This is a genomic window from Pseudomonas sp. 7SR1 (assembly GCF_900156465.1).
In the GTDB taxonomy this organism is placed as follows: Bacteria; Pseudomonadota; Gammaproteobacteria; order Pseudomonadales; family Pseudomonadaceae; genus Aquipseudomonas.
In genome coordinates this window covers 478,136-501,704 of the sequence record NZ_LT707064.1, presented here as the reverse complement: position 1 = coordinate 501,704, position 23,569 = coordinate 478,136, and the positions used below count along the sequence as shown (strand labels likewise).

The 23,569-nt window shown below is 62.0% G+C and carries 21 protein-coding genes; 10 read left to right on the top strand and 11 right to left on the bottom strand.

All coding sequences use genetic code 11. From position 1 onward, the window contains the following. Positions 1-9 precede the first annotated feature (9 nt). The gene (gene cyoE, locus BW992_RS02435; RefSeq protein ID WP_003178131.1) at positions 10-897 is read left to right on the top strand and encodes a heme o synthase; all 888 of its coding nucleotides are present in this window, start codon (positions 10-12) and stop codon (positions 895-897) included. A gap of 178 nt (positions 898-1,075) precedes the next feature. Here cyoE and BW992_RS02430 read toward each other — a convergent pair whose 3' ends face one another. The 5 genes from BW992_RS02430 to BW992_RS02410 form a co-directional block, all read right to left on the bottom strand. Then, complete coding sequence (locus tag BW992_RS02430) at positions 1,076-1,780, bottom strand: hypothetical protein (RefSeq protein ID WP_072388246.1); 705 nt, start codon at positions 1,778-1,780, stop codon at positions 1,076-1,078. A 138-nt stretch (positions 1,781-1,918) separates the two neighbouring features. Then, positions 1,919-2,662: a DUF72 domain-containing protein gene (locus BW992_RS02425; RefSeq protein WP_076407321.1), complete on the bottom strand. Its 744-nt coding sequence runs from the start codon at positions 2,660-2,662 to the stop codon at positions 1,919-1,921. A 124-nt stretch (positions 2,663-2,786) separates the two neighbouring features. Continuing rightward, positions 2,787-3,527: a hypothetical protein gene (locus BW992_RS02420; protein ID WP_076405523.1), complete on the bottom strand. Its 741-nt coding sequence runs from the start codon at positions 3,525-3,527 to the stop codon at positions 2,787-2,789. Beyond that, entirely contained in the window at positions 3,520-4,137 is a 618-nt protein-coding gene (locus BW992_RS02415) for a hypothetical protein (protein WP_072388242.1), read from the bottom strand. Before BW992_RS02415 ends, BW992_RS02420 begins: the two co-directional genes overlap by 8 nt. Before the next feature lie 66 nt (positions 4,138-4,203). Then, on the bottom strand, positions 4,204-5,130 hold the full coding sequence (locus tag BW992_RS02410) for a LysR family transcriptional regulator (protein ID WP_072388240.1): 927 nt from the start codon (positions 5,128-5,130) through the stop codon (positions 4,204-4,206). 99 nt (positions 5,131-5,229) lie between these two features. On the opposite strand from BW992_RS02410, the gene BW992_RS02405 reads away from it, so the two are divergent. After that, positions 5,230-6,405: an aspartate aminotransferase family protein gene (locus tag BW992_RS02405; protein WP_076405521.1), complete on the top strand. Its 1,176-nt coding sequence runs from the start codon at positions 5,230-5,232 to the stop codon at positions 6,403-6,405. Here BW992_RS02405 and BW992_RS02400 read toward each other — a convergent pair. Beyond that, entirely contained in the window at positions 6,371-7,603 is a 1,233-nt protein-coding gene (locus tag BW992_RS02400) for an MFS transporter (RefSeq protein ID WP_076405519.1), read from the bottom strand. The two genes, BW992_RS02405 and BW992_RS02400, sit on opposite strands and share 35 nt — an antisense overlap. A gap of 104 nt (positions 7,604-7,707) precedes the next feature. Here BW992_RS02400 and BW992_RS02395 point away from each other — a divergent pair, with 104 nt between their 5' ends. Then, positions 7,708-8,160, top strand: coding sequence for a winged helix-turn-helix transcriptional regulator (locus BW992_RS02395; RefSeq protein ID WP_076405517.1), 453 nt, complete (start codon positions 7,708-7,710; stop codon positions 8,158-8,160). Between the two features lie 142 nt (positions 8,161-8,302). Then, the gene (locus BW992_RS02390) at positions 8,303-9,037 is read left to right on the top strand and encodes an OmpA family protein (RefSeq protein WP_072388234.1); all 735 of its coding nucleotides are present in this window, start codon (positions 8,303-8,305) and stop codon (positions 9,035-9,037) included. 184 nt (positions 9,038-9,221) lie between these two features. Here BW992_RS02390 and BW992_RS02385 read toward each other — a convergent pair whose 3' ends face one another. Both BW992_RS02385 and BW992_RS02380 read right to left on the bottom strand, forming a co-directional pair. After that, the gene (locus BW992_RS02385) at positions 9,222-11,129 is read right to left on the bottom strand and encodes an alkaline phosphatase D family protein (RefSeq protein ID WP_072388232.1); all 1,908 of its coding nucleotides are present in this window, start codon (positions 11,127-11,129) and stop codon (positions 9,222-9,224) included. 252 nt (positions 11,130-11,381) lie between these two features. After that, positions 11,382-12,377, bottom strand: a complete 996-nt coding sequence (locus tag BW992_RS02380; RefSeq protein ID WP_072388230.1) for a TRAP transporter substrate-binding protein — start codon at positions 12,375-12,377, stop codon at positions 11,382-11,384. 175 nt (positions 12,378-12,552) lie between these two features. On the opposite strand from BW992_RS02380, the gene BW992_RS02375 reads away from it, so the two are divergent. Then, positions 12,553-12,924, top strand: a complete 372-nt coding sequence (locus BW992_RS02375) for a PH domain-containing protein (RefSeq protein WP_072388228.1) — start codon at positions 12,553-12,555, stop codon at positions 12,922-12,924. Between the two features lie 81 nt (positions 12,925-13,005). Here the strand turns inward: BW992_RS02375 and BW992_RS02370 are convergent, their stop codons facing one another. Beyond that, positions 13,006-13,410, bottom strand: a complete 405-nt coding sequence (locus BW992_RS02370; protein WP_076405515.1) for a DUF488 domain-containing protein — start codon at positions 13,408-13,410, stop codon at positions 13,006-13,008. 149 nt (positions 13,411-13,559) lie between these two features. Between BW992_RS02370 and BW992_RS02365 the strand changes: the two genes are divergently transcribed. Both BW992_RS02365 and BW992_RS02360 read left to right on the top strand, forming a co-directional pair. Then, complete coding sequence (locus tag BW992_RS02365; protein ID WP_072388224.1) at positions 13,560-14,762, top strand: hypothetical protein; 1,203 nt, start codon at positions 13,560-13,562, stop codon at positions 14,760-14,762. Positions 14,763-14,821: 59 nt separating this feature from the next. Next, the gene (locus tag BW992_RS02360; protein WP_072458667.1) at positions 14,822-15,367 is read left to right on the top strand and encodes a DUF4256 domain-containing protein; all 546 of its coding nucleotides are present in this window, start codon (positions 14,822-14,824) and stop codon (positions 15,365-15,367) included. A 16-nt stretch (positions 15,368-15,383) separates the two neighbouring features. Here BW992_RS02360 and BW992_RS02355 read toward each other — a convergent pair whose 3' ends face one another. Continuing rightward, the gene (locus BW992_RS02355) at positions 15,384-16,529 is read right to left on the bottom strand and encodes a hypothetical protein (RefSeq protein ID WP_148049140.1); all 1,146 of its coding nucleotides are present in this window, start codon (positions 16,527-16,529) and stop codon (positions 15,384-15,386) included. 211 nt (positions 16,530-16,740) lie between these two features. Between BW992_RS02355 and BW992_RS02350 the strand changes: the two genes are divergently transcribed. From BW992_RS02350 to BW992_RS02340, 3 genes are read left to right on the top strand one after another with little or no spacing between them, the layout of a single operon-like run. Next, on the top strand, positions 16,741-17,529 hold the full coding sequence (locus tag BW992_RS02350; protein ID WP_072430852.1) for a response regulator transcription factor: 789 nt from the start codon (positions 16,741-16,743) through the stop codon (positions 17,527-17,529). Continuing rightward, a complete protein-coding gene (locus BW992_RS02345; protein WP_083714526.1) occupies positions 17,529-19,931 on the top strand; it encodes a hybrid sensor histidine kinase/response regulator in 2,403 nt (800 codons plus the stop codon). The genes BW992_RS02350 and BW992_RS02345 overlap by 1 nt, the downstream gene beginning before the upstream one ends. A 1-nt stretch (position 19,932) precedes the next feature. Beyond that, positions 19,933-22,302 carry a TonB-dependent receptor gene (locus BW992_RS02340; RefSeq protein WP_072388219.1) on the top strand — a complete coding sequence of 790 codons (2,370 nt, stop codon included), beginning with the start codon at positions 19,933-19,935 and terminating at the stop codon, positions 22,300-22,302. On the opposite strand, the gene BW992_RS02335 is transcribed toward BW992_RS02340, so the two are convergent. Then, positions 22,286-23,371 (bottom strand): sensor domain-containing diguanylate cyclase, encoded by a 1,086-nt coding sequence (locus tag BW992_RS02335; RefSeq protein WP_072388217.1) that lies wholly within the window; start codon positions 23,369-23,371, stop codon positions 22,286-22,288. The genes BW992_RS02340 and BW992_RS02335 overlap by 17 nt on opposite strands. Positions 23,372-23,569 lie beyond the last annotated feature (198 nt).

The window sequence follows — 23,569 nt, the reverse complement described above, 5'->3', positions numbered from 1 at the left end:
AAATTCCGGATGTCCCTGAAGCACTTTATCCAAATCACCAAGCCGGGGATCATTTTCGGTAACGTGCTTTCTGTGGCAGGCGGTTTTTTCCTGGCCTCCAAGGGGCATGTCGATCTGGCCATCTTCCTGGCGGCGATGATCGGCACCTCCCTGGTGGTGGCGTCCGGTTGCGTGTTCAACAACTGCATCGACCGTGACATCGACATCAAGATGGAGCGCACCAAGAACCGTGCCCTGGTCCAGGGGCTGATCCCGGTGCAACTGGCCCTGGCGTTCGCCACGGTGCTGGGCGTGGCCGGGGTGGCGTTGCTGTATTGGGTGGCCAACCCGTTGGCGGCGCTGTTCGCGGTGATCGGTTTCGTCATCTACGTCGGCCTCTACAGCCTGTACCTCAAGCGCAAGTCGGTGCACGGCACGCTGGTGGGCAGTCTGTCGGGGGCGATGCCGCCGGTGATCGGCTATGTGGCGGTCAGCAACAGCTTCGACATGGCTGCGCTGACGCTGCTGGTGATGTTCAGCCTGTGGCAGATGCCGCATTCCTATGCCATCGCGATCTTCCGCTTCAATGACTACCTGGCAGCGTCGATTCCGGTGCTGCCGGTCAAGCGCGGCATCCGCGTGGCCAAGAAGCACATCCTGCTCTACATCCTGGCGTTCCTGGTGGCGACCCTGATGCTGACCTTCAGCGGCTACGCCGGCATGAGCTACCTCGCCGTCGCCGCTGCCATGGGCATGTACTGGCTGTACATGGCCTGGACCGGCTACAAGGCGGTGGATGACACGGTCTGGGCACGCAAGCTGTTCGTGTTCTCGATCTTCACCATCACCGCCCTGAGCGTCATGATGTCCCTGGACTTCAAAGTGCCGAGCGAGCTGCTGCTCACTTACGCACCTTAAGCTTCAGGCGCTATACGAAAAGCCCCGCCTTCGAGAGAAGCGCGGGGCTTTTTTCATGGGCGTTGCGGGCGGTCGATGTTCCTGTGGGCGCGAGCCGCTCGCGATAGCGGTGGCTCAGCTTTCATGAGTGTTGAAGGTGACGGCCTCATCGCGAGCAAGCTCGCTCCCACAGTGAGATTTATTGCTGGGTGATGCTGTAGCCGTCGAATGCCTTTTGCTGCTGCAGGGCAGTGACGATGCTCTTGCGGGTGGCCGGTTGTTCGGTGCCGTCGCTGTCCAGGAAGGTTTCGTTTTCCAGCTCGGCGTCGTCGCCCTCGCCGACGAAGCTGAAGCCCAGGAACTCGTAGGCTTCGCGGTCGACGTTCGGCTTGGAGCGTGGGGTGCGCAAGGGCAGGGTGACGCTGATGCCGTCCTTGCTGATGACGAACACTTCCGCTTCCTTCTTGGCCCGCGAGGCCTTGCCTTTGCCGCCACCCGGATTGCTGATGGCCTGGTGAGTCTGGTTCAGCACCTTCAGGGCCAGGCCGTAGACCAGTTCCTGGAAGGCCGGATCGTCCTTGTAGCTGGAAAGGATGCGGCTGATGGGGAAGCGACTGCTCAAGTCTTCCAGGGCGGCGAAATCGGCGGCTTCGGCGTCCTTGAGCTGCTTGAGCTGACCCATCAGTTCATAGGCCTTGTCATCGTCGAATGCATCGTGAGCCTGGCGGATGGCGCTGCGCAGTTCGCGGATCTGGTCGCTTTCGCGATTCGACTGGAAGGCGTCCAGCACCATCTCGCTGATGCTTTTGGCCTGGGGCAGATGCTGTGAAAGATTGATGGAGTTTTCGTATTCCGCTTTGGACGACAGGGTGACTACGGATTCAGCGGTGTTGGAATCGGACATTGAAATTTCACTACTTCTGTTAGCGGGATGAGGCGAGAAAGGCATACGGCTTTTTTCGGCCGCCTAATCTATTGGAGGCGGGCGATGTTGTCACGGTTGAACCGGCGGCAGGTCGTTTTTTGTTACCCCGGAGGGAATTCAACGCTCCATGAGCGCTTGCAGTCGCAATGCATCGGGCACCGCGGCGCCGGCGGCGGTGTTGTCGAAAATGCACCAGGTCGGTGTGTCGGGCTCGTGCTTCAATTGCCGGGCAAGCTGCTCCAGCCAGGTCTGTTCATAACCGGAGTAATAGATTCGCGGCGAGCCATGCAGCCGGTAATAGCGGACGCCAGGCCAGCCACCGGGCCGATCGCAATCGGGCAAAGGCGATGGGTCGGCGGCGACGCGGCCGATGCATTGCTCATACAGCAGCGTGCTGACATGCGCCGCGAGCCAGCTCGGGTGCCGGGGTTCGAGCACCGCCAAGCCCTGGTAACGGTCGCGCAGGGCAGTGAAGAACGCGCGGGCCACCGAAGCTTCGAATGCCAGGGACGGTGGTAGCTGGATCAACAGGCAGCCCAGCTTTTCTCCCAACTGCGAACACTGCCCGAGAAACTCATCCAGCAGCCCTTCGCAATCGTGCAGTCGCCGTTCATGGGTGATCTGTTTGGGCACCTTGACCGAGAACCGGAAGTGCGCCGCGACACTGTCCGCCCATTTGGCATAGGTGGCGGGGCGGTGCGGCCGGTAGAACGAACTGTTGATCTCCACGGCCGGGAAGCGGGCGCTGTAGCGCTGCAAATGCGTACCGTCCTCGGGGAATTCTGGCCATTGCTCCCGGGGCAGCGACCAGCCGGCGCAGCCCAGGTAAAGGCATGAGCGAGAGGGAAAAGCAGTCGGCAAGGGCGGAGCCTCGGGTTGCAAGGGTCAATCTATGACCGTTGCACTTGCCTCAATGCTGCAAACTTTTGCAATGTAGCCTTCTGAGGCTACATCGCCCAAAGTAGCCTCAGAAGGCTACAAATGTTCAATGCGGTTTCAGGATGTACGTCACGAGCAGTCCCACTGCGATGCTCAGGCTGAAGCTCAGCAGGGTTCCCAGCAATACGTACTCACTCAGGGAACGAACCTTGGCGTTCTGGATTTCATTGAAGCGCAGAATGCTTTTCGCCGTCAGGAGGAAACCGACCGCCTCCCATTGTTCGAGCAATACAAACGTCAGAATCAGCAGCCGTTCCAGATAACCGATCAATGTCCCGGCGTTTGCCAGGGAGCCGCTTTTGTCGATCTCCTTGATCCACGGGCTGAGTATCGTGCTTATCAAGGCGGAAGCGGGACGCAGCATGGTGACATAGGCAAGTCCGACAGCAAGCACTGGCAGGGTGAGCAGCTTGGCCAGGGAAACCTGGAGCTTGGCAATGTTGTTCTCGCAAACCAGCCAGACCGCAACCAGGCTGATTATCAGGACGGCTTCCCTGGACAGCAAAGCCAGGGTCGGTGATTTGGGTGAATTCGGAGTCAGGATAAGGGTCAGGAATCTGGCAATCGCCATGAGCAGCCCGGCCTTCCAGGCGAAGGCGTCATCATCGCGCAACAGGATCATCACCAAGGTAAACGCGACGAAATAGAGGCCTGCAATCAACAGGTTGATGATGACCTTTTGGCTAAAGCGGTGGGGCGGTTGGAAGCTGCTGTAGCGCGGTATCCAGAAACCCAGTAGTACGTGTACCAACAACAGGATGACCAGCAAGGCCGATGCATCAACCATCGGACAGCTCTCCGATCAGCCGGCTGATATACGCCAGGTATTTATCCAGCAAACGTGCCTGGGCACGTTGCAACGCTTTGTTGACGGTGATGCGGGATTTACCCAGGGCGTCGGCAATGCTCTGTTGGTCGGTGGCTTCGATCAGGTGAATGGCATAGGTTTGAGCTTCGACAGCCGTCCACTGCTCAAGGATGGCGGCGACGAACTCTGTCAGCAGTTCTGTACGTTCCTGGAATGCCTGATGGTTGCTGAATATCGCCAGGGTGTTTTTCTTCATATTGTCGAGTCCTTGGCCGGACAAGACGAAGGCTTCGCGGTAGGTCTGCGATTGCTGCGCGGAACCGATGCCTACGGCGATCCGCGCATCCCAGCGCTCTCCTTCGGGGCTGGCTGCAACCAGGGCTGCCCGCAGAGCAATGGCGCAGTGAAGAGCCTGTTCGGGCCGATCCAGCGAAAGCTGGAAACCGTCGCCGCGAAAGGTTTCCGCTTTTGCCTTGTAGCGTTTTTCCAATTGCTTGAGCACGGCTTTCAAGCCAGAGATGTAGGCGAGCGTATCCCCTGCGCTTTGCGAGTGGATCAGGTCGCCGGTCAAGACCGCCTCTAGCTTCATTGCACTTAATCCTGTCATGGGATGCCGTAACGTAGCCTTTAAAGGCTACTTCTTCAATAGTAGCCTTTAAAGGCTACTTTTCGTCTCGTCAGCAGATCTTGCCCATTTCTCCAACGCAAACTCCACGAAACTGCGCAGCTTGGGCAAGCGGTAGCGGTCCTGGGCGTAAATCAGGTTCATCGGCCGATGGGGCAGTTGGTAGTCCTGCAGCAGAGCCACCAGATGCCCGTCCTTCAAGTCCTGTTCCACCAGCGCATCGGGCAGCATCACCACGCCCATGCCGGCCAGGGCGGCGCGGTGCAGGCCCGAGGAGCTGTTGATCAGCATCGGTCCGTTGACCGGCACCTTGATTTCCCCCTCCGGACCGTTGATGGGCCAGTGGTCCTGGGCGAAGCGCCACTCGTCCCCGGCGGAGTAGGCGAAGGACAGGCAGTCGTGCTGTTGCAGGTCGGCCGGTTGTCGCGGGGTGCCACGGCGTGCCAGGTAGGCCCTGGAGGCGCAGATGGTCAGGGTGTAGTCCATCAACGGTCGGGCGATCAGCTTGGGATCCGGCAGGCCCAGGCGAATGGCGACGTCGAAGCCATGGTCGAGCAGGTCCAGGCGCTGGTTGGTCAGTACCACGTCCAGCTTGACCTGGGGGCAGCGCTGGCTGAACTGCGCCAGCGCCGGGGCGAGGCGTTCGGTGCCGAAGGTCAGCGGCGCCGTGATGCGCAGGGTGCCAGTGGGCTCGCCTTGGGTCTGCTCGGCCAGGCGCTCGGAATCGGCCACCAGCCCCAGCACTTCCAGGCAACGCTGATAGTAGGTCGAGCCGAATTCGGTCAGTCGCTGGCGACGGGTCGTACGATTGATCAGCCGCACACCGAGACGTTGCTCCAGTGCGCGAAGGTGATTGCCCACCATGGTAGTGGACATCTCGCACGCCTGGGCCGCGGCGGTCAGGCTGCCGGCCTCCACCACCTTGACGTAGACGTTCATGGCCTGGAACAGGTCCATTATCAATTCCTGCTTTTAAATGAATGAAGTAAAGCGGCGTTTATCCATCAAGGGTGGCTAACCATACTGGAAAAAACCACCCTGATGGAGCCCGATGTCATGACTGCCGACTGCCTGATGAGCACCTACCAACCCCTGGCGCTGAATTTTTCCCACGGGTTGGGTACGCGCCTGTGGGACCAGGACGGTCGCGAGTACCTCGACGCCGTGGCCGGCGTGGCGGTGACCAATGTCGGGCACTCCCATCCCCGGCTGGTGGCTGCCATCAGCGAGCAGGCCGGCCTGCTGCTGCACACCTCCAACCTGTACAGCATCGACTGGCAGCAGCGGCTGGCGCTCAGGCTCACGCAGCTCTCCGGCCTGGAGCGGGTGTTTTTCAACAACTCGGGGGCCGAGGCCAACGAAACCGCGTTGAAACTGGCGCGCCTGTATGGCTGGCACAAAGGCATCGAGCAGCCGCTGGTGGTGGTCATGGAGAACGCTTTCCATGGGCGCACGCTAGGCACGCTGTCCGCCAGCGATGGCCCGGCGGTACGGTTGGGTTTCAACCGCTTGCCGGGGGATTTCATCAAGGTGCCGTTCGGTGATCTACAGGCCCTGGAAAAACTCCAGCAAGCCCACGGCGAACGCATCGTCGCGATACTGGTGGAGCCGATCCAGGGCGAAAGCGGTGTGCAGCTCGCGCCGCCGGGCTACCTCAAGGCGTTGCGGCAGTTGTGCAGCCGCCGGGCCTGGTTGTTGATGCTCGATGAGATCCAGACGGGCATCGGCCGTACCGGCCAGTGGTTCGCGTTCCAGCACGAGGGCATCGTGCCGGACGTCATGACCCTCGCAAAGGGCCTGGGCAATGGAGTGCCCATCGGAGCCTGCCTGGCCCGGGGCAAGGCGGCCGAACTGTTCACCCCCGGCAGCCATGGCAGTACCTTTGGTGGCAACCCCCTGGCCTGTCGGGTCGGTTGCACGGTGCTGGATATCATCGAAGAGCAAGGCCTGGTGGACAATGCCGGCGTCCAGGGCGATCGGTTGCTGACCCGGTTGCGGGCGGAACTGGCGGACAACCCGAACGTGCTGGCGATTCGCGGTCGGGGCCTGATGATCGGCATCGAACTCAAGCAGCCGGTCCGCGACCTGGCCCTCTGCGCCGCCCGGGACCACGGCCTGCTGATCAACGTCACCCGGGGCAAGGTCATCCGCCTGCTGCCGCCGTTGACGGTCGACGAGCGGGAAGTGGAAATGATCGTCAGGGGCGTGAGCCGGGTGCTCGCGCAGGCCTGAGGTCAGTCCAGGCCCACCAGGCGAGGGCCGTCGCACTGATCAGCGCGCCCAACAGGCAGACCGCGCCCCAGCCCCACCGGGCATAGACCTGGGTCGCGGCGCTGGCGCCCACTGCGCTGCCGAGGGAGTAGAAGCACATGTACGCGCCCACCAGGCGACTCTGTGCATCGGGGCGGGCGGCGAAGATGAGGCTCTGGTTGGTCACGTGCACGGCCTGAACGGCGAAATCCAGCATGATCACCCCGGCAATCAATGCCAGCCATGACACCTGGAGGAAGGCCGTGGGCAGCCACGACAGCGTCAGCAAGGCCAGGGCAATGCCCGTGGTGCGTCGGCTCAGTCCCCGGTCGGCCCAGCGTCCGGCGTTCGAGGCGGCCAGGGCACCGGCCACGCCGGCCAGGCCGAACAGGCCGATCTGGGTATGGGACAACGACAGCGGCGCGGCGCTGAGAGGCAACACCATCGCGGTCCATAACACACTGAATGCGGCGAAGATCAACAAGGCCAGCAGGCCCCGGGTCCGCAGGGTGCGTTCCGTGACGAACAGTGCGAACAACGAGCCGATCAACCTCACATAGGACATGTCGGGCCTGGGTGTGCTGATCGCCGGGACCGCCCTGGCGAGCACGACGCACAGGGTCAGCATCAGTCCCGCCGAAACGAAATACGCCGTGCGCCATCCCGCCAGGTCGGCAATGCCCCCCGACACCAGACGGGCCAGCAGAATGCCCACCACCACGCCGCTGGTGACCGACCCCACGGCCCGGCCGCGCTGTTGCGGCGAGGCAAGGGCGGCGACATAGGCGACGATGACCTGGACCAGCACCGCCAGCATCCCCACCATGACCATCGCACCCAACAGCACCGGCCATTGCCTGGCGCAGCCGGCGACAGCGAGCGCCACGGCCGATAGCAGCGTCTGGCAGACCATCAAGTGCTTGCGGTTGACCCGGTCCCCCAAGGCAACGATGAACACCAGGCCCACGGCGTAGCCGGCCTGGGTAGCGGTCACCACGGTGCCGACCAAGCCAGGGGCGATCCGCAGATCCTGGGTGATGGAGTCGAGCAACGGCTGGACGAAGTAGACATTCGCCACGGCCAGGGCGCAGGCCAGGGAGAACAGCAGCGTCAGCCCCCGGGTGAGCCCGGGAGCGGTTGTCCGGTCCGACTGGGGGAAGGTGGAATCATGTGACGTCATGGTGCTTCCTTGGCAGATTCAGGTTTTGATTTGAAACCACTTGTTTGATTTCTAACTGTTCAGGTTTTAATCTGCAACCAGTTTTTCCGGCGGGAGTGATTCAGATGACGCAGCAGACAGGGACAGGCAGCCATGAATGTCCGGTGGCCCGGGCGGTGGAGGTCATTGGGGATCGCTGGTCGCTGCTGATCGTTCGCGACGCATTCGACGACGTGCGCAGGTTCAGTGAATTCCAGAAGAACCTCGGGCTGGCGAAGAACATCCTCGCTTCGCGCCTCAAGGCGCTGGTGGAGGTGGGGGTGCTGGAGACGAGGCCTGCCTCCGATGGCAGCGCCTACAAGGAATATGTACTGACGCAAAAGGGGCGCGAGGTATTCCCCATCGTGGTTTCCCTGCGCCAGTGGGGTGAGCGACATTTGTTCAAGGCCGGGGAAACGTACTCGGTGCTGCTGGACAATGAGCGGGACGAGCCGGTGGCGTTGCTCGAGGTTCGTTCGCTCGATGGCAGGAAACTCGAGGCGGGCGATTGCCATCGCCGTCGCGTGGCCAAGGCTTGAAGGGGGGCCCTTTCGATTTGTAAGTTCTTGGTAAACCTTCGCCACTGCACGGAATTTTCAACCTTTGCCGCGTTCCAACGCCAGCCAGAGTCGATTGCCCATGCCCTGGCACATCAGACTGAAAAACCAGGAGCTTGTCCCCATGTTCACCTCGCGTCGCTTGATCGTTGTCGCTACCGCCGTGGCCCTGTTGTCCGGCTGCGCGTCGCCTAATCCTTATGACAACCAGGGCCAGGCTTCCACTGAGTCCTCAGGGATGAGCAAGACGGCCAAGTACGGCGGCCTCGGCGCCCTGGCCGGTGCCTTGGCCGGTGCAGCCATCGGTCACGATAACCGTGGCAAAGGGGCGCTGATCGGCGCCGCAGTCGTGGGTGCTTCCGCCGCCGGCTACGGGTACTACGCCGACCAGCAGGAAAAGAAACTGCGGGCCAGCATGGCCAATACCGGCGTGGAAGTGCAGCGCCAGGGTGACCAGATCAAGTTGATCATGCCGGGCAACATCACCTTCGCCACCGATTCGGCCAACATCGCGCCCAGCTTCTACCAGCCGCTGAATAACCTGGCCAACTCCCTCAAGGAGTTCAACCAGAACCAGATCGAGATCGTGGGCTATACCGACAGCACCGGTAGCCGCCAGCACAACATGGACCTGTCCCAGCGTCGTGCGCAAAGCGTCGCCACCTACCTCACTTCCCAAGGGGTGAGCAGTGCCAACCTGAGTGCTCGTGGCGCCGGCCCGGACAACCCGGTCGCCAGCAACGCCGACGTCAACGGCCGTGCCCAGAACCGTCGCGTCGAGGTGAACCTCAAGGCGATCCCTGGCCAGCAGTATCAGGCTCCGCAACAGCAGGGGCAGACTTACCAGCAATACCCTTGATTGCCGGCAGTGGATGAAAACGGGGGGCCATGCAAACATGGCCCCCCGTTTTTTTCATGGCCTCGTTTCCATCCGGTCCCGAGCTGTGCTCATCACCCAACCTGTGGGCGCGGTCTTGCCCGCGAAAGCGGATTTGTCGACGGCACCGATGCCGACGCGGACCGGGAGGCGACGCTTTCCAGCCTCAGTCCGGAGGCGATTGTGGTGTCAGCATCCGCGTCGGCGGTGCGCCGTTGGCGTTGTGCTGGTAGATCCGGGCCGGTTGCCCCTGTTCGTTGAAGAACACCTGGCCAATCCCCGCCGAGTTCCACAAGCGCTCCCCGGCCTCGGCATGTTCCGGGGTGTGGGGAATGATGCGCATGCGTCGGCGCTGGGTGAACCAGTTCAGGGGCGAGCGAGGCGAGTAGAGCCAGCGGTTCAGGCGGTCGAACCATTCCAGCAGCCTCGGCGGAAATTCATTCTTGATGCCGCTGCTGGTGACCTGCCAGATCCGCGGGCCGCCCTTGCGGTGCGGAATCAGCACTTCATAGACGAAGGAATAATGCACATCCCCCGACAGCACCACGTAGTTACCGGGTGTGCGTGAGTGTCGGAAAATATTCAGGATCACCTGGGCCGCCCCGCGATGGGCCATCCAGTTCTCGGCGTCCACCAGCAGCGGATAGCCGCACCAGCTGAACACCCGCTGCACGGTTTCGATCAGCTTCACCCCGAAGATCGGTGCCGGCGAGACGATGATGGCCGAGGGATGGTCCAGCAACTCCTGCTGCAGTTCGCTCAGGGCCTCCCAATCCAGCAAGCCCGAGGGGTGCCTGAGGTTGCGCTCGCTGCGCCAGCGGCGGGTGCGGGTGTCGAGGACCACCAGGGCCGGGCTGCTGGGCAGCACGTAATGCCACTGCTGGAAACCCAGCAGCCTGTCGATCAGTTTGTCCTGGGGCTCGCTGTCGAGGTAGCGGTCCCGGGCGGTCTCGCCCAGGGCCACGGTGTGCCGGATCACCTCCTCGAACGCGTCCGGGTTGTTGCCCCAGCCCTGGCAGAGCAGGTAGGCGATCAGCGCGTTGCCGATGATGCGCTTGGAGAACGGATGGCCGTAGGCCGTTTCCTCCCATTGTGCGGACAGGTTCCAGTCGTCGGTGATGTCGTGATCGTCGAAGATCATCAGGCACGACAGGTGTGCGAACACCCGTGCCACACCGCCCAGTCCGGCCTTGAAGCCATCGATGCGTTGCTGTTCCAGGTCGTAGCGCTGGCGCCGTTCGGCGGTCAGCTCCGGTGGCTGCGGGTCGACCAGGGTCCATGGCACCGGTGACCAGACCAGCAGATACATCGCCATGACTTCGGCGAACGTCACCAGGTGATTATCGGCGCTGCTGCTGGTGAAGATCGGCTTGCGCGCGCCGCCGAAGAAGCGCTCGCGCAGGGTTTCGTTGCTCTCCAGCGCCGGCAGCAGATCGGCGCGATGATAATAGCTGGCCGGGTGTCGATAGAGCTTGGCGCTGTCTTCCACCACCGCGCCGTCCAGGCATTCCTCGAACAGTCCCAGGCGCTCGATCAGCGCATGAATGGCCCGCAACATCGGCCCGGCGACGTCATCGGCGTAGACCTGGTCGCCGCTCATCATCAACAGCGCCGGCCGCTGTTCCGGGGCCTGCTCCAACAGTCGGTCGACACACAGCAAGCCGTCGTTGGCGTAATGATGCGGTTTGCGGCACGAGCCATGGACCAGCTGCCCGATGCGCGAATGCAGCACGAAACTCGGGCATTGCGCCTGGCCGTACAGCAGATGCGGCGCCCATTCGGCGATGGGCGATCCATCCACCAGCAGGTCGTATTCGATCGCCACGTCCTGGGGCAGGGGGGCTTGGAGGCGCACATCGATCAGGTGCACGAACGCTTGCTGTCCCACCGGCACCACCGTGCAGCGCGATGCATCCAGCGCAAGGTCGCCCAGGCCATCCACACGCAGCGTCAATGCCAACGGACGTGTTCCCACCAGCCACATCACCAGCCGCGTGGGTTCCAACCGCCGCAGCAGCGGGCCGACCAGGACAGGAGGCAGGGCAGGGGACGTGTCGGGACTGGACGGCAGCATTCGCGGGTAGAGCTCAGGTTCGGGTGGAGGCGGGGATCATAACGCAATGGGCCTCAAAACTGGGGAGAGGCCAGCCTGGCGCAAATGTCGCGGACTCCACCGTGCCCACGCGCCGCGTGGGACCACTGCCAGGTACGCTCCGCGTTCCGCTTGCGGCAGGTGCCGCCAAGCCTCATGGGAGGCCTGCCCACGCCGAGCGCGGAACCTCTCTTCAGATGGCTCGCCCAAGGACGCTGTCGTGGCCCGGTCGCGTCACTGAGTGGTGTTGGACGCCTCGGCCGCCTTGATCAAGTCCGCTCCGATCTCCTTTTCGAACTTCGTCCACACCGGCTTCATCCTGTCACGCCAGGCGCTGCGCTCCTGTGGGGTGAGGGTGATGATCTCGGTGGTCTTGGCATCCAGGACCTGCTGCCTGTCCTGCTGGTTGAACCGTTCCGCTTCCTTGTTCGCATGAGCGGTGGACTCCACCACGATCCTGTCCAGTTCGCTGCGAATATCCGGCGGCAGGCCGTTCCAGAAGTCCGAAGTGGTGATCAGCATGTAGTCGAGGATGCCATGGTTGGACTCGGTGACGTACTTCTGCACTTCATTGAGCTTCTGGTTGTAGAAATTCGAATAGGTGTTTTCCGTGCCGTTGACCAGACCGGTACGCAACCCCTGGTACACCACCGAAAAAATCATCGGCTGAGCCTTGGCGCCTACCGCCTTGAACTGTTCGTCCAGTACGGCGGAGGTCTGTATCCGGAACGTCAGTCCCCGTGCATCCTCGGGCACCCGCAGGGGCCTGTTGGCCGACAACTGCTTCATGCCGTTGTGCCAATAGGCCAGGCCGGTAACGTTCTTCTTTTCCATGGACTTGAGCAGCTTCTGGCCTTCAGGGCTCTGCTGGAAACGGTCCACGGCGGCGATGTCGTCAAACAGGAATGGTAAGTCGAATAGCTGCACCGACTTGGTGTACTGCTCGAACTTGGCCAGGGACCGGGCGATGATCTGCACCTCCCCCAGGAGCAACGCCTCCATTTCCTTGTCATCGCCGTACAGCGTGGAATTGGGGTACACCTCGACTTTCACCCTGCCCGGCAAGCGTTCTTCCACCAGTTTCTTGAACATCAGCGCGCCCTGGCCCTTGGACGTCTGCTCGGCCACCACATGGGAAAACTTGATCACAATGGGGTCAGCCGCCATGGCCGTGCCCAACAGACCGACAGCCAGGCCAAAGACGAGTGTTTTCCAAAAAACATTGAGCATTGCCAGGTTCCCTCTGCGTTCATGGACGGCCCGGGCTCATTCCGCAGCCGGGACAACGGCAAGTCTAGGAGAAAAAACGCATGTCCTTGTGATCCGGATGTCGACTGAAGCAGAATCCAGCCAGCACCGGCCCAGGAAGCCTGGAACGCTTTCCAACCCCACAAGGATCGAACCCATGATCGACTTCAATAACAAAGGCTTCTTCAAGCTCAAGCAGAACGACGAATACGCCGAACGCGTCACGGCCCTGCTGCTGGAAGGCGAACAGGTCATCGACGCCTACAAGTCCATGCGCGACGGCGTGGTGTTCACCAACAAACGCATCATCGCGGTGAACGTGCAAGGCATTACCGGCAGCAAGAAAGACTTCACTTCCCTGCCTTACAAGAACATCGTCGCCTACTCGATCGAAACGTCCGGCACCTTCGACCTGGACTCGGAGCTTGAGATCTACTTTTCATCCCTGGGCAAGGTGAAATTCGAATTCACCGGCAAGACCGGCATCGTTGAGATATCCAGGTTGATCTCCAAGCATCTCCTGGGCTGAAAAAACTACTCTCCCGGATCCGTCCCGGTGGGAGCGGGCTCGCCCGCGAAGACGCCAGCCCAGCCGCCCTGCCTGGGCGTCTCAGTCTCCGGGAAACTCCAATAGATAACAGGCCGGCGAGCTCATTTCTGCCCGTTTCTCCAACTCATCCTCCAGCCATTCGGCCAGCACCACGGCGTTGTTTTCCACTGTGGACCTGGCGGCATGGACCAGCGTGAGATTGCCGCTGCGGGCGATGTCCACCAGCGCCCACCAATGCTGCGGCCGGGCATTCAGTTCCTGGCGATACGCCGCCTTGAACTGGGCAAAGGAAAGGTCCCCAGCCTTGAACGCCCTGCGCAATTGATGGGTGGGCGCGACGTCCGCAAGCCACTCATCGAGGTGCAGTTCATCCTTGCGGCAGTTGCGTGGCCACAGGCGGTCCACCAGCACGCGTTTGCCGTCCTCGGGAGCCGGGGCTTCATAGGCGCGTTTGCATTGGATCATGACGGGCGGCCTGTCAAAGGGACACGCGCCAGCATAGGTCCTCCAAGGCAATGCCGCACCCCTGAAGGACTGTTTTCCGATCCCTGGACGTCCCGAATTCCGCCGCCTAGAGTGAATTATTCGCGCCGGGATGACGGGGAGGGATACCGATGAATCAATTGAATGACTACACGAGCCTGACCGAGCCATTGAACGTGAAGATCATGGAGTTGGCGCCCAAGGAAAAGCGCGATGGCAAGAAAACCACCTTGTTCTTCACTTCCGATACCGAGTTCGATTCCAAGCCCCTGACCCTGACGACAGGCAGCTATCCGTTCACGCCCATCGGCAGCCTGGGTATCACGAAAGTGGACAGCCTGGGCCAGGAGTGGCGGCACGTACTGAACCAGATCACCAACCGGCATGGCCTCACGTCGGACTACAACAACCCCCACAGGGCCGATCAGCTGGTCCTGCTGGACACCCTGGACGCCGTGAAGATCAAGGAAGCGGTCGCACGGGACAAGCAATTCACCAAGGGCAGTTATTACCACCCCGATGTCGAGCAGGTATTCGGAACGACCAATCCCGTCTCGACCTTTGCCGCCCAGCAGGTCATCGAGCGCCGGGCCGCGCTGTTCCAGCCTGTGCCCGACCCGACCGCGCTGAACTATTGGAACCTGCTGGGCATGGATCCTGCCGCACAGGCGAAGGTGTACAACTGGTTGCAAGCCTACGGAGGCATTTCCCATAAGTTCTCGGTGCATGACCGCAAGTCAGGCGACCGGATCCAGAACCACTTCCAGAACCTGGAAAACTCCAAAGCCATCCATTTCGCCAGTGAAACCCGCGGCGAATATGCCGCCGCCAAGCTTCTGATCACCGTGCTCGGCAATGAGTACCAGATGAAGATCGGCAAGGCTTCATCGGGGCGCAATAACGGCATCGACCAGATCTGGGTCAAGCGCAATCTGCTCAGCGGCGTGGTTGAGGAGTACATCATCGTCGAGTGCAAAGGCAGCGTGGATGCATCCCTGAACGAAGCCCAGTACGGCTGGCAGATGTCGCCCTGCTGGGTTTTCTACTGCCTGATCGGCCTGCTGGGCACAAACGGGAATCTGGCCAGCACGTCCACCACGGATGTGTTCGCCAAGACCACCATGGTCAGGAAAATTCTCGACGCCTTGATCAATCCAGGCCCACCCGTGGTCAAGGGCCTGGTCATCCAGCCCATGACCAAGTCGGTCACCGTGCCCAATTCGATCGAAATGGTGGACCTGGGGGAATACGACCTGGTCGAGCAGTATACGAACGCAGTGGCAGGCCATACGCGGTTCCATAATGCCCCGGTGTTCAGTGGCGCCTTGTTCTAGTGTGGTGTTTCTCAAACATCGCACTAGGCTTCTCATACAGAGCCTGGGACTTTAGCCTCATGAAAAAACAAGAACACAATGACCTTCTCGACACCCTGAAGACCCGCTTCGAACGCAATCCCCAGCGCCACCCTGGCCTTCAATGGTCCGACGTCCTGGCCCGCCTCGAAGGCAACCGCGCCGCGTTGAAAACCCTCCACGCCATGGAAGCCACCGGAGGCAAGCCCGACGTCATTGGCCACGACCCGCACACCGGGCGCGTGACCTTCTGCGACTGCGCCAGGGAGACTCCCACCGGCCGTCGAAGCCTCTGCTACGATCGCGCGGCCCTGGATGCGCGCAAGGAAAACAAGCCCCAGGGCAATGCCCTGGACATGGCGACCGAGATGGGCGTGGCGCTATTGACCGAGGAGCAGTACCGCGAACTCCAGGCGCTGGAGGCGTTTGATTTGAAAACCTCCAGTTGGCTGGCGACGCCCCCCGAAGTACGTGCGCTGGGTGGGGCGATATTCGGGGACTGCCGTTATGGGCGGGTGTTCATCTACCACAACGGTGTCCAGTCGTATTACGCGGCGAGAGGGTTCCGGGGGATGTTGAGCCTATAGCTCATTGGCCTCTGCATCAGGCTGTGGTGGAACCGCCGCTGGCAAAAATCTCATCTGCCCGTTTCTCCCACTGGAGAAAAACCTCCTCGATGCGATTGCATTCCGGCTCGTCCAAATACAGGTGGAATATGCCGTGGGCGAGAAACTCGCTCAGCCCAATGAGCTTCTCGGTTTCGGTGTAGGTGGCGTTTCTTTCGCAAGGTGGATACTTGATCGTTGTATCGGCATTGGCATCGGGGGGCGCAAGCGTGCTTTTGATGTTCCAGCCCGTCGCTAGATCGGCAAACAATACCTTGATCGAGGCACAGAACTCAGACGTCAGCAAGGCCAGGACAGCGTCTCTGTGATCGAAGGGCGATATCTTTTCCAATTGCTGCGTGAACGCTTCAAGCTGTCGGAGCTGTACCCGGATGTCGGATGCCTTGAACCCGAGCGAAATCCATTTTTTTCCGGCATTGATCTTGAGCTCCGGCTTCCCCTTGCGGGGGCCGATATCCTTGCACGTCAGGCTTTTGTCATAGGCGTTTTCCCGTACGTAGCTAAAACACATGAACGCCCGAAGCACCATCTGGTAGATGGCTCGGGTGGCCTCTACTTTCTCCTCGATCAGCCGCTGGGCTTCGCGTCTGTGGTCGTCGGCTCTCTCCTGTCGGCTTCGCGCTTCGGAGTTTCTACTTTCGTGCCGGGAGACGAGTATCGCCACAATGATCGCGTAGATACTGCCGATACCTTGGAGCCATGCGGGAAGATTACTCTTGTCCCAGATCAGCGTTGCCGAGACGATGATCAGCAACGAAACCGCAAGGGTGCCGTAGAGGAAAACCTGAGAGTCGGGATTTGTTTTCCGATTGGCTTTGCTCAAGGCCTTTGCGATTCCAAGGACGGCAAGCAAGGACAGCGAGATGATCAGGAACGTGCTCAACTGCCCGATGGTGCTGGAGTCCAGGGCGCTCACGATGGGACCGCCGGAGCGGTTGGGGGTGTGGAGTCGTGTAGCGATCCGTGCATGGTTCAGGCGTCCTTTCGAATGATGGCTCGATGCTATATTGCTGGGCTGCGTTTCGACAACAAATCTTCGACGCCTCCCGCCATGTCCTGTCCGATGTTCACCACGGATGTCGTTTGCATAAAAAAGGTCTTGCCCGGCAAGGCCTTTTTTCATGCAAACGACCTTGAGGAAACAATGTCGTCCCTGCGCTACGCCTTCAAGTCTTCACCTGACCTGCCGCTATCGGTATAACGATTTTTACCGATCCATCGATTGCCTTTGCGATGCCTCTGCTTTTTCGGCACAGGCCTGGCAAAGGCACGATAAGAGAACGCAGCGTATGGACGACGGACGATATGAAAGGCGGGCGGCTGGGGATGCGGCTGTGTCATCCGGGCCGCTGCCGCATATCCTGCTTATCGACGATGAGCCCGAGGACCTCCGGGCAACCCTCGTCCTGCTCAAGGCGCAACCCTGGCGCATATCCCTGGCCAGCGACGCCCACCAGGGCTACCAGCGAGCCTTGGCGTTGCGTCCGGACCTGATCGTGCTGGACGTGCACATGCCGCAGATGGATGGTTTCAGCCTGTGCAGGCTGTTGCGCGAGGCACCGGCGACCCGCCAGACCCCCATTCTTTTCCTGTCTTCGGCCAACAGCACCGTCGAGCGCCTGGAGGGGCTGACCGTCGGCGGGGTCGATTACATTCCCAAATCCTGCGCCCCCGAGGAAGTGCTGGCGCGTATCAGGATCCACCTGCAATTGACCTGGCGCGCACCGCCGACCAACCAGCACAGCCCGGCGGAGCCGGAGCCCGAGGGTGACGAGATCGTCCTGCGCGCGGCGATGCGGCTGATCGAAAATCACCTCGACGACATCCCTTCCCTGGTGCAACTGGCGCACAAGGTCGGCACCCATGAGAAACGCCTTTCACGGATTTTTCGCGAGCATCTGGGCCTGACTGTGTTCGCCTATATTCGCGATGCGCGGCTGCGTCGCGGCCAGGAGTTGCTCGGCGAAAGCGCCATGAGTGTGCAAGACGTCGCCGAACTGGTGGGGTTTCGCAATGCCTGCAACTTCACCACGGCCTTCCGCCAGCGAATCGGCATGACCCCCAGCCAGTTTCGCCAGCAGACCCTGGGCATCGCTGATACAGAGTCGGCCGGGCGCACCTGATGCGGCTTCTACGGTTTGTGCTGCTGGCGCTGGCGTTGTTGTGCGCCGACCGTTTGCGTGCGGCACCCATGGGCTTCTGCCAGGTTGAACGCCTGGACCTGATGCCCTCGATGCAGGTTTTCGAGGACGAGCAGGCCAGGTTGAGCGTGGATGAAGTTGCCCGGTTGCCCGAAACGCGATTCAGCATCGCGACTCCGGATTGGCCGGCGCAAGGCTATAGCCGCTCGGCGTTCTGGCTCAAAGTGCAACTGACCAATCCGAACGATACGGCCTGTTCGCGCCTGTTGGTGATCGGAGCGCCGCGCCTGGAAGACATCCGTGTCTACCAGCCTTCAGAGGGGCGCTGGCGCGAAGCCCATGCCGGCAGTGCCCATCCGTTGGCCGAATGGCCCCAACCAGCGGCGCGTCAGCCGGCGTTTGCGGTGTCGCTGGCGGCAGGGCAGGGCACCACGTTGTTGATCCGGGTCACCAGCCACTTCCAGATGCTGCTGGAGCCGCAGCTATGGTCCGAACCGGCATTGCTGCGCAGTCAGCAGCAGACGTACCTGAGCGACGGCCTCACCCTGGGCATCGTCCTGCTGGTGGTCCCGTTCGGCCTCATCGTCGGCTGGATCCTGCGTTCCCGGTTGCTGAGCGTGAATGCGGGCGCGGTCCTGAGCTATATCCTGCTGACCTGTATCTTGAACGGCTACCTCGTCTACTGGCCCTCGGCGCTGGGCTGGACGCGGGAACTGCTGACCTGCGCCAGCGTGATCTCCTTCGTGCTGTTCCTCGCCTACATGCGCGTGCTGCTGCAGGTGGCCCGGCTGCCCGCCTTCATTGGCTGGAGTTATTGGGTACCGCTGCTGGGATGTGCCCTTGGCCGGGTCTGGTGGCTGAAGGTCGATCCGATCCAGGGGGCGCAGATGATCCAGGCCTCCCTGTTGAGTTTCTACGGCGTGCTCCTGGCCACGTTGTTCATGGCCTGGCGCAGGCGGCTCAGCTACAGCTGGATGGCGTGGCTGGTTCCGGCACTGCTGTTTTCGCAATTGCTGATGCGGTATTTCTTCCCCCAGGAACAGTTGCCCTGGCAATCGCCGCAAAGCAAGAACAGCCTGTCCTCGACTCTGCCGGGCGTGGCGTTGCTGGTGTGCACGCTGATCATGGAAGTCAGCCGCAGCCGTCACCGGGAGAAGCATGCGCTGTCGAGCCTCGAACAACAGCGCCAGGCCGAGCATGAGCGCCTGGAAAGCACCGTGGCGCTACGCACTGCCCAGTTGCGCGAATCCCTGGCGGCCCGCAGTGCGTTGATGGCCCGCATCAGCCACGACCTGCGTTCGCCGCTGGTGCGCATCATCGACTACGCACGGCTGTTGCACGGCGGGCCCAACCGGGAATACCCGGCCAGCATCGAGCGCAATGCCCGCCAGCAACTGGAGCTGATCGACGAGATGCTCGAGTTCTCCCGCGGCGAGCTGGAGCAGATGCAACTGACTCTCGCGCCCGGCTATCTGTACGGGTTCCTCAGGGAGGTCGCCGATGAGGCGGCCTTCCTCGCCGCGCGGCAGGGCAATACCTTTGAAGCCGTCCTGGCGGATGACCTGCCGGCGCTGGTGGAGGCCGATTTCAAACGCCTCCGGCAGATCCTCATGAACCTGCTGGCGAACGCGGCGAAATTCACCCGTGATGGCCAGATCCGCTTTGAAGTGAATGCTTGTCCAGGAGCCGGCCCGGAGACTGTCGAGCTGACGTTCAGCGTGATCGACAGCGGTATCGGCATCGATCCACAGGAATTCGAACAGCTGCTGCAACCGTTTCGCCGCGGCCGCAATGCGCAACGCTTCGAAGGCAGCGGGCTGGGCCTGTCCATCGTCACCCAACTGCTGGAGCGCATGGGCAGCCGTTTGCAACCCCAGGCCACGGGGCAGGGCGGCAGCCGCTTCAGCTTTCGTTTGCAGTTGAAATGCGCCCAGGAAGACGAGCTTGAAAACGGCATCGTCGATAACAATGCCGCGCCGCTGGATGGCCAGGGCAAGCAGGTCCTGCTGGTGGACGATATCGAGCAGAACAGCGAATGGCTGTATGACCTGCTGGCCGGCTACGGTTTCGACGTGAGCATCGCGGCCAACGGCGAGGACGCCTTGGCCTGCCTGGCGCAGCAGCCGGTCGATCTGTTGATCAGCGACCAGATGATGCCTGGCATGGATGGCTGGGAACTGCTGCAGCGGGTACGCGAGCATTGGCGCGGTCTGCCAGTGATGCTCTACTCGGCGGTGCCTGCGCGCAGGCCGCAGGGCTATCCGCCGGATCTGGTCTTCGATGCGGTCCTGCTCAAGCCGGCCGACAGCCGCGAGTTGCTGGCGTGGGTCAAGACACTGGCGGGCTTGGACACGGTGCCTCGCGCCATGGCCTGGGAGCGATAGCATGCCGGGTCCGCGTTGCAGGCTGCTCTTGCTCGGCAGCTTGGCGGCATTGCCCTGGGCATCGGTCAACGCCGGGCCAGCGCAGCCATCCACCCCCGCGTCGCCCAGCTCACTGGTGCTCGACGAAACCACGGTGACTGCTCGGCGCCGAGAGGAAAACCCGCAGGACGTGCCGATCCCCATCAATGTCCTCTATGGCGAGCAACTGGACGAAGCCGGCCTGCACACCCTCCAGGACATCCAGCAACGGGTGCCCGGGCTGGTGGTGTCCGGGCACGATGCGCGTTATGCCGGCTTCGGCCTGCGCGGGTTTGGCGCGACCGCCTATAACGACGGTCTGGAGGGCAGCGTCGGCACCTACGTCGATGGCGTCTACCTGGCGCGCCAGGGCATGGCCTTCACCGAGCTGATGGACATCGAGCGCATCGAAGTGCTGCGTGGGCCCCAAGGTACTTTGTTCGGCAAGAACACCACGGCGGGGGCGCTGAACATCGTCACCCGCCCACCGACGTTCCAATCCGAGGCCAGCCTGGAAGCCAGCCACGGCGAGCATGGCCTGGGCGAATACCGCGGGACGATTTCCGGAGCGCTGCGCGACGAGGTGTTGGCCGGGCGGCTCAACGTCTTCGAACGCTCGGTGGATGGGCAGGTGGAAAACCTGGAAGACGGCGCCCGCCTCGGCGACGCCGACAGCCAAGGCCTGCGCGGGCAATTGCTATGGACGCCCACCGAGGCCTTCAGCGCGCGTCTGATCGCCGACTATGCCGAGCAGAACGAGGCCGGCAACGTGCTGCTGGTCAATCACTACAGCCCACAGACCCGCAAGCGCGCCCGGTTCCTCGGCTATCCGCTGGCGGAGCCCGACCCTTACCGGCGCGAGGTGCGCATTGACGCGCCGGGGCGTCCGCAAACCCTGCAGGACGGTGTTTCCCTTGAGCTGAACTGGGACCTGGACGAGGCGATGCGCTTGACCAGCATCACGGCTTATCGTGACTGGGACTACCGCGCCACGCGGGACGGCGACAGCACCGCGTTGGCGGTGGCGCAGTCCGAGGCGCAGCTGGGGCATCGGCAGTTCAGCCAGGAATGGCGACTGTCCGGCACGGCCGGCTCGTCCGTCGACTATGTCGCTGGGCTCTATTACTTGCGCCAGCAGCTCGATCGCGAGATCGACGTGGCGTTCGGCAAGGATGCCGCACCCTGGTTCGTGGGCGACCAACTGGCGCTGTTGCAGAAACTCTATGGCATCACCTTCACCGATCCGAGCCAGGTGCCGGCGCAGTTGCTGGAAGGTGCCCGGCAGCATTACGACGGCGAGCAGAAGGGCGACAGCCGGGCAATTTTCGGCCAGGTTTCCTGGCGCCCCGTCGACCCTCTCGAGCTCACCGGCGGCCTGCGCTACAGCCAGGAGCGCAAGGACGGTTGGGTGTCCCGCGACGTCAGCAACCTCGCTTCGCTGGACGGTTTGCCGCCGACGTTCCAGGCCGGCGGCCAGTTGCTGCGCGACATCGCCCTGGGGGGCAGTTACTACCGTGAGGACTCGATCGAAGAGGACAACCTCTCCGGCCTGCTCAGCGCCAGCTATCGCTTCAGCGATGCGGTGATGGGCTATGTCAGCTGGTCTCGCGGCTACAAGGCCGGCGGCATCAACTTCGACGTGGTCGGCCCGTTCGCCGAGCCCACCTTCGAACCGGAGCGCGCCACGTCCCTGGAACTGGGCATCAAGACACGCTTGTGGGATGAGCGGGCGATGCTCGACCTGGCGGTCTACCAGACCGATGTCGACAACTACCAGGCGCTCACCTACAGCCCGCCGACCTCCGTGCTCGCGCCACCGTTGAGGGACAATCTGATCAACGTCGGCAAGGTCCGCCTGCGTGGTGTCGAGCTGGATTCGGCCTGGCAACTGGCTCCCTGGCTCACCGGGCGCCTTGGCCTGGCCTGGAGCGATGCGCGCTACCGCAGTTTTCCCAACGCCCCGTGCCCGCCGGCCTCGGGCCAATGGACTTGCGACCTCAGCGGCGATCGCCTCTACAACGCGCCGGAATGGAACCTCAGCAGCGGCCTGGACCATCGCCATCCGTTGCCGTACGGGCTGGAGGTCTACAGCGGCGTCGACTACAGCTTTCGCACCGGCTACTACGGCACCCTCGAAGGGGGCGAAGGCAGTTATCAGCCCAGCTACGGCCTCACCAACCTGCGCCTGGGCCTGCGCAGCCAGGACCGTGCCTGGGAAGTGGAAGGCTGGGCACGCAACCTGTTCGACCGCCACTACATCACTGCCGTGTACTCGCTGCTGGGCGCGGGTGACTACGGCGCCATGACCGGCAGCGAACGAACCCTGGGCACCACCGTCAGGCTTCGCTATTGACCGAAATGAAGCGGGTCGGACAAAACGCCAGGCGATTGCCCCCGGCTTTTTTCGACAGGTACATGGCCTGGTCCGCCTTGCTGATCAACGCATCGACTTCCTGCCCATGCTCAGGAAAGAACGCCACGCCGATACTCGCGGCAATCTCCACTGTTTGCGCACCGATCAAGATGGGCGCATTGGCCGCCGCCAGCATCCGCTTGAGCAAAGGCTCGCTGTCCTCCACCTCTTGCAAACCCACCAGCCCCGCCACGAATTCATCGCCACCGAGCCGCGCCAACGTATCGCCCTCCCGCAGCGTCGCATTGATCCGCGCCGCGACAATCTGCAATACCCGATCACCCCAGTCATGCCCATAACTGTCGTTGAGCGCCTTGAACCCATCCAGATCAATGAACGCGATGGCCACCTGGTGCTGGTGAATCCGCGCCTTGCCCAACGCCTGACGCATCCGCTCGGCCAACAGCAACCGATTGGGCAACTGCGTGAGCGCGTCATAACGGGCATCGCGCTCCAGTAACTGAAGGCGTTGCTTCACCTGCGTCATATCGCTGAGCAGCGCCACATAGTGCTGAACATTCCCGTGACGGTCATGCACGGCACTGATGCTGATGCGCGACGTCATCTCCCGACCGTCCTTATGGCTGCTTTGGATTTCACCCGACCAATGCCCATGGAAATCCAGCGCATTCTTCATCGGCGCATAAAACGCCGCGAGCCGACGCACCATGCGATGAGCGTTCAACTCCCGGCCCCTGACCTCGTCTTGCCCGTAGCCGGTCAGGCGCGTGAAAGCCTCGTTCACGTCGATGACCCGACCGTACGGATCGACAAGGGCGACCCCCTCCCGCCCGTGGCTGAACACCGTCGCGGCCAGCTCCGGGCAGATGGAGCCAATGCGCCGGTCCGGCGCGTCTTCATCACGGGTCGCTGGCCATCTCTGGGAATCGAAACCCTGCTGCGCCAGAGAACTCACCAGGGCAGACAGTGCCTTGTGCAGGCGGATCAGGGCATTCGTGACGAGCCTGGAGTCGAGGCAGTAGCGACGAACGAAGGTGCGTAGGTTCATGGGAGGTACACGGTGCTTGGTTGTAACGCCAGAGAGTGAAGAAGGCATTATCGAGGCGGCAATAAGCGGAGGACTTTGCTGGAGCGGATGACAGCTTTGCGGGAAGGGACGGGTCGAAAATTTTTTTGCGGGAAGGGAGCGTGTTGATCGAAGGGCGGAGCCGGCTGACCATCGCCAGGCCCGCTCCCTGCATCATCT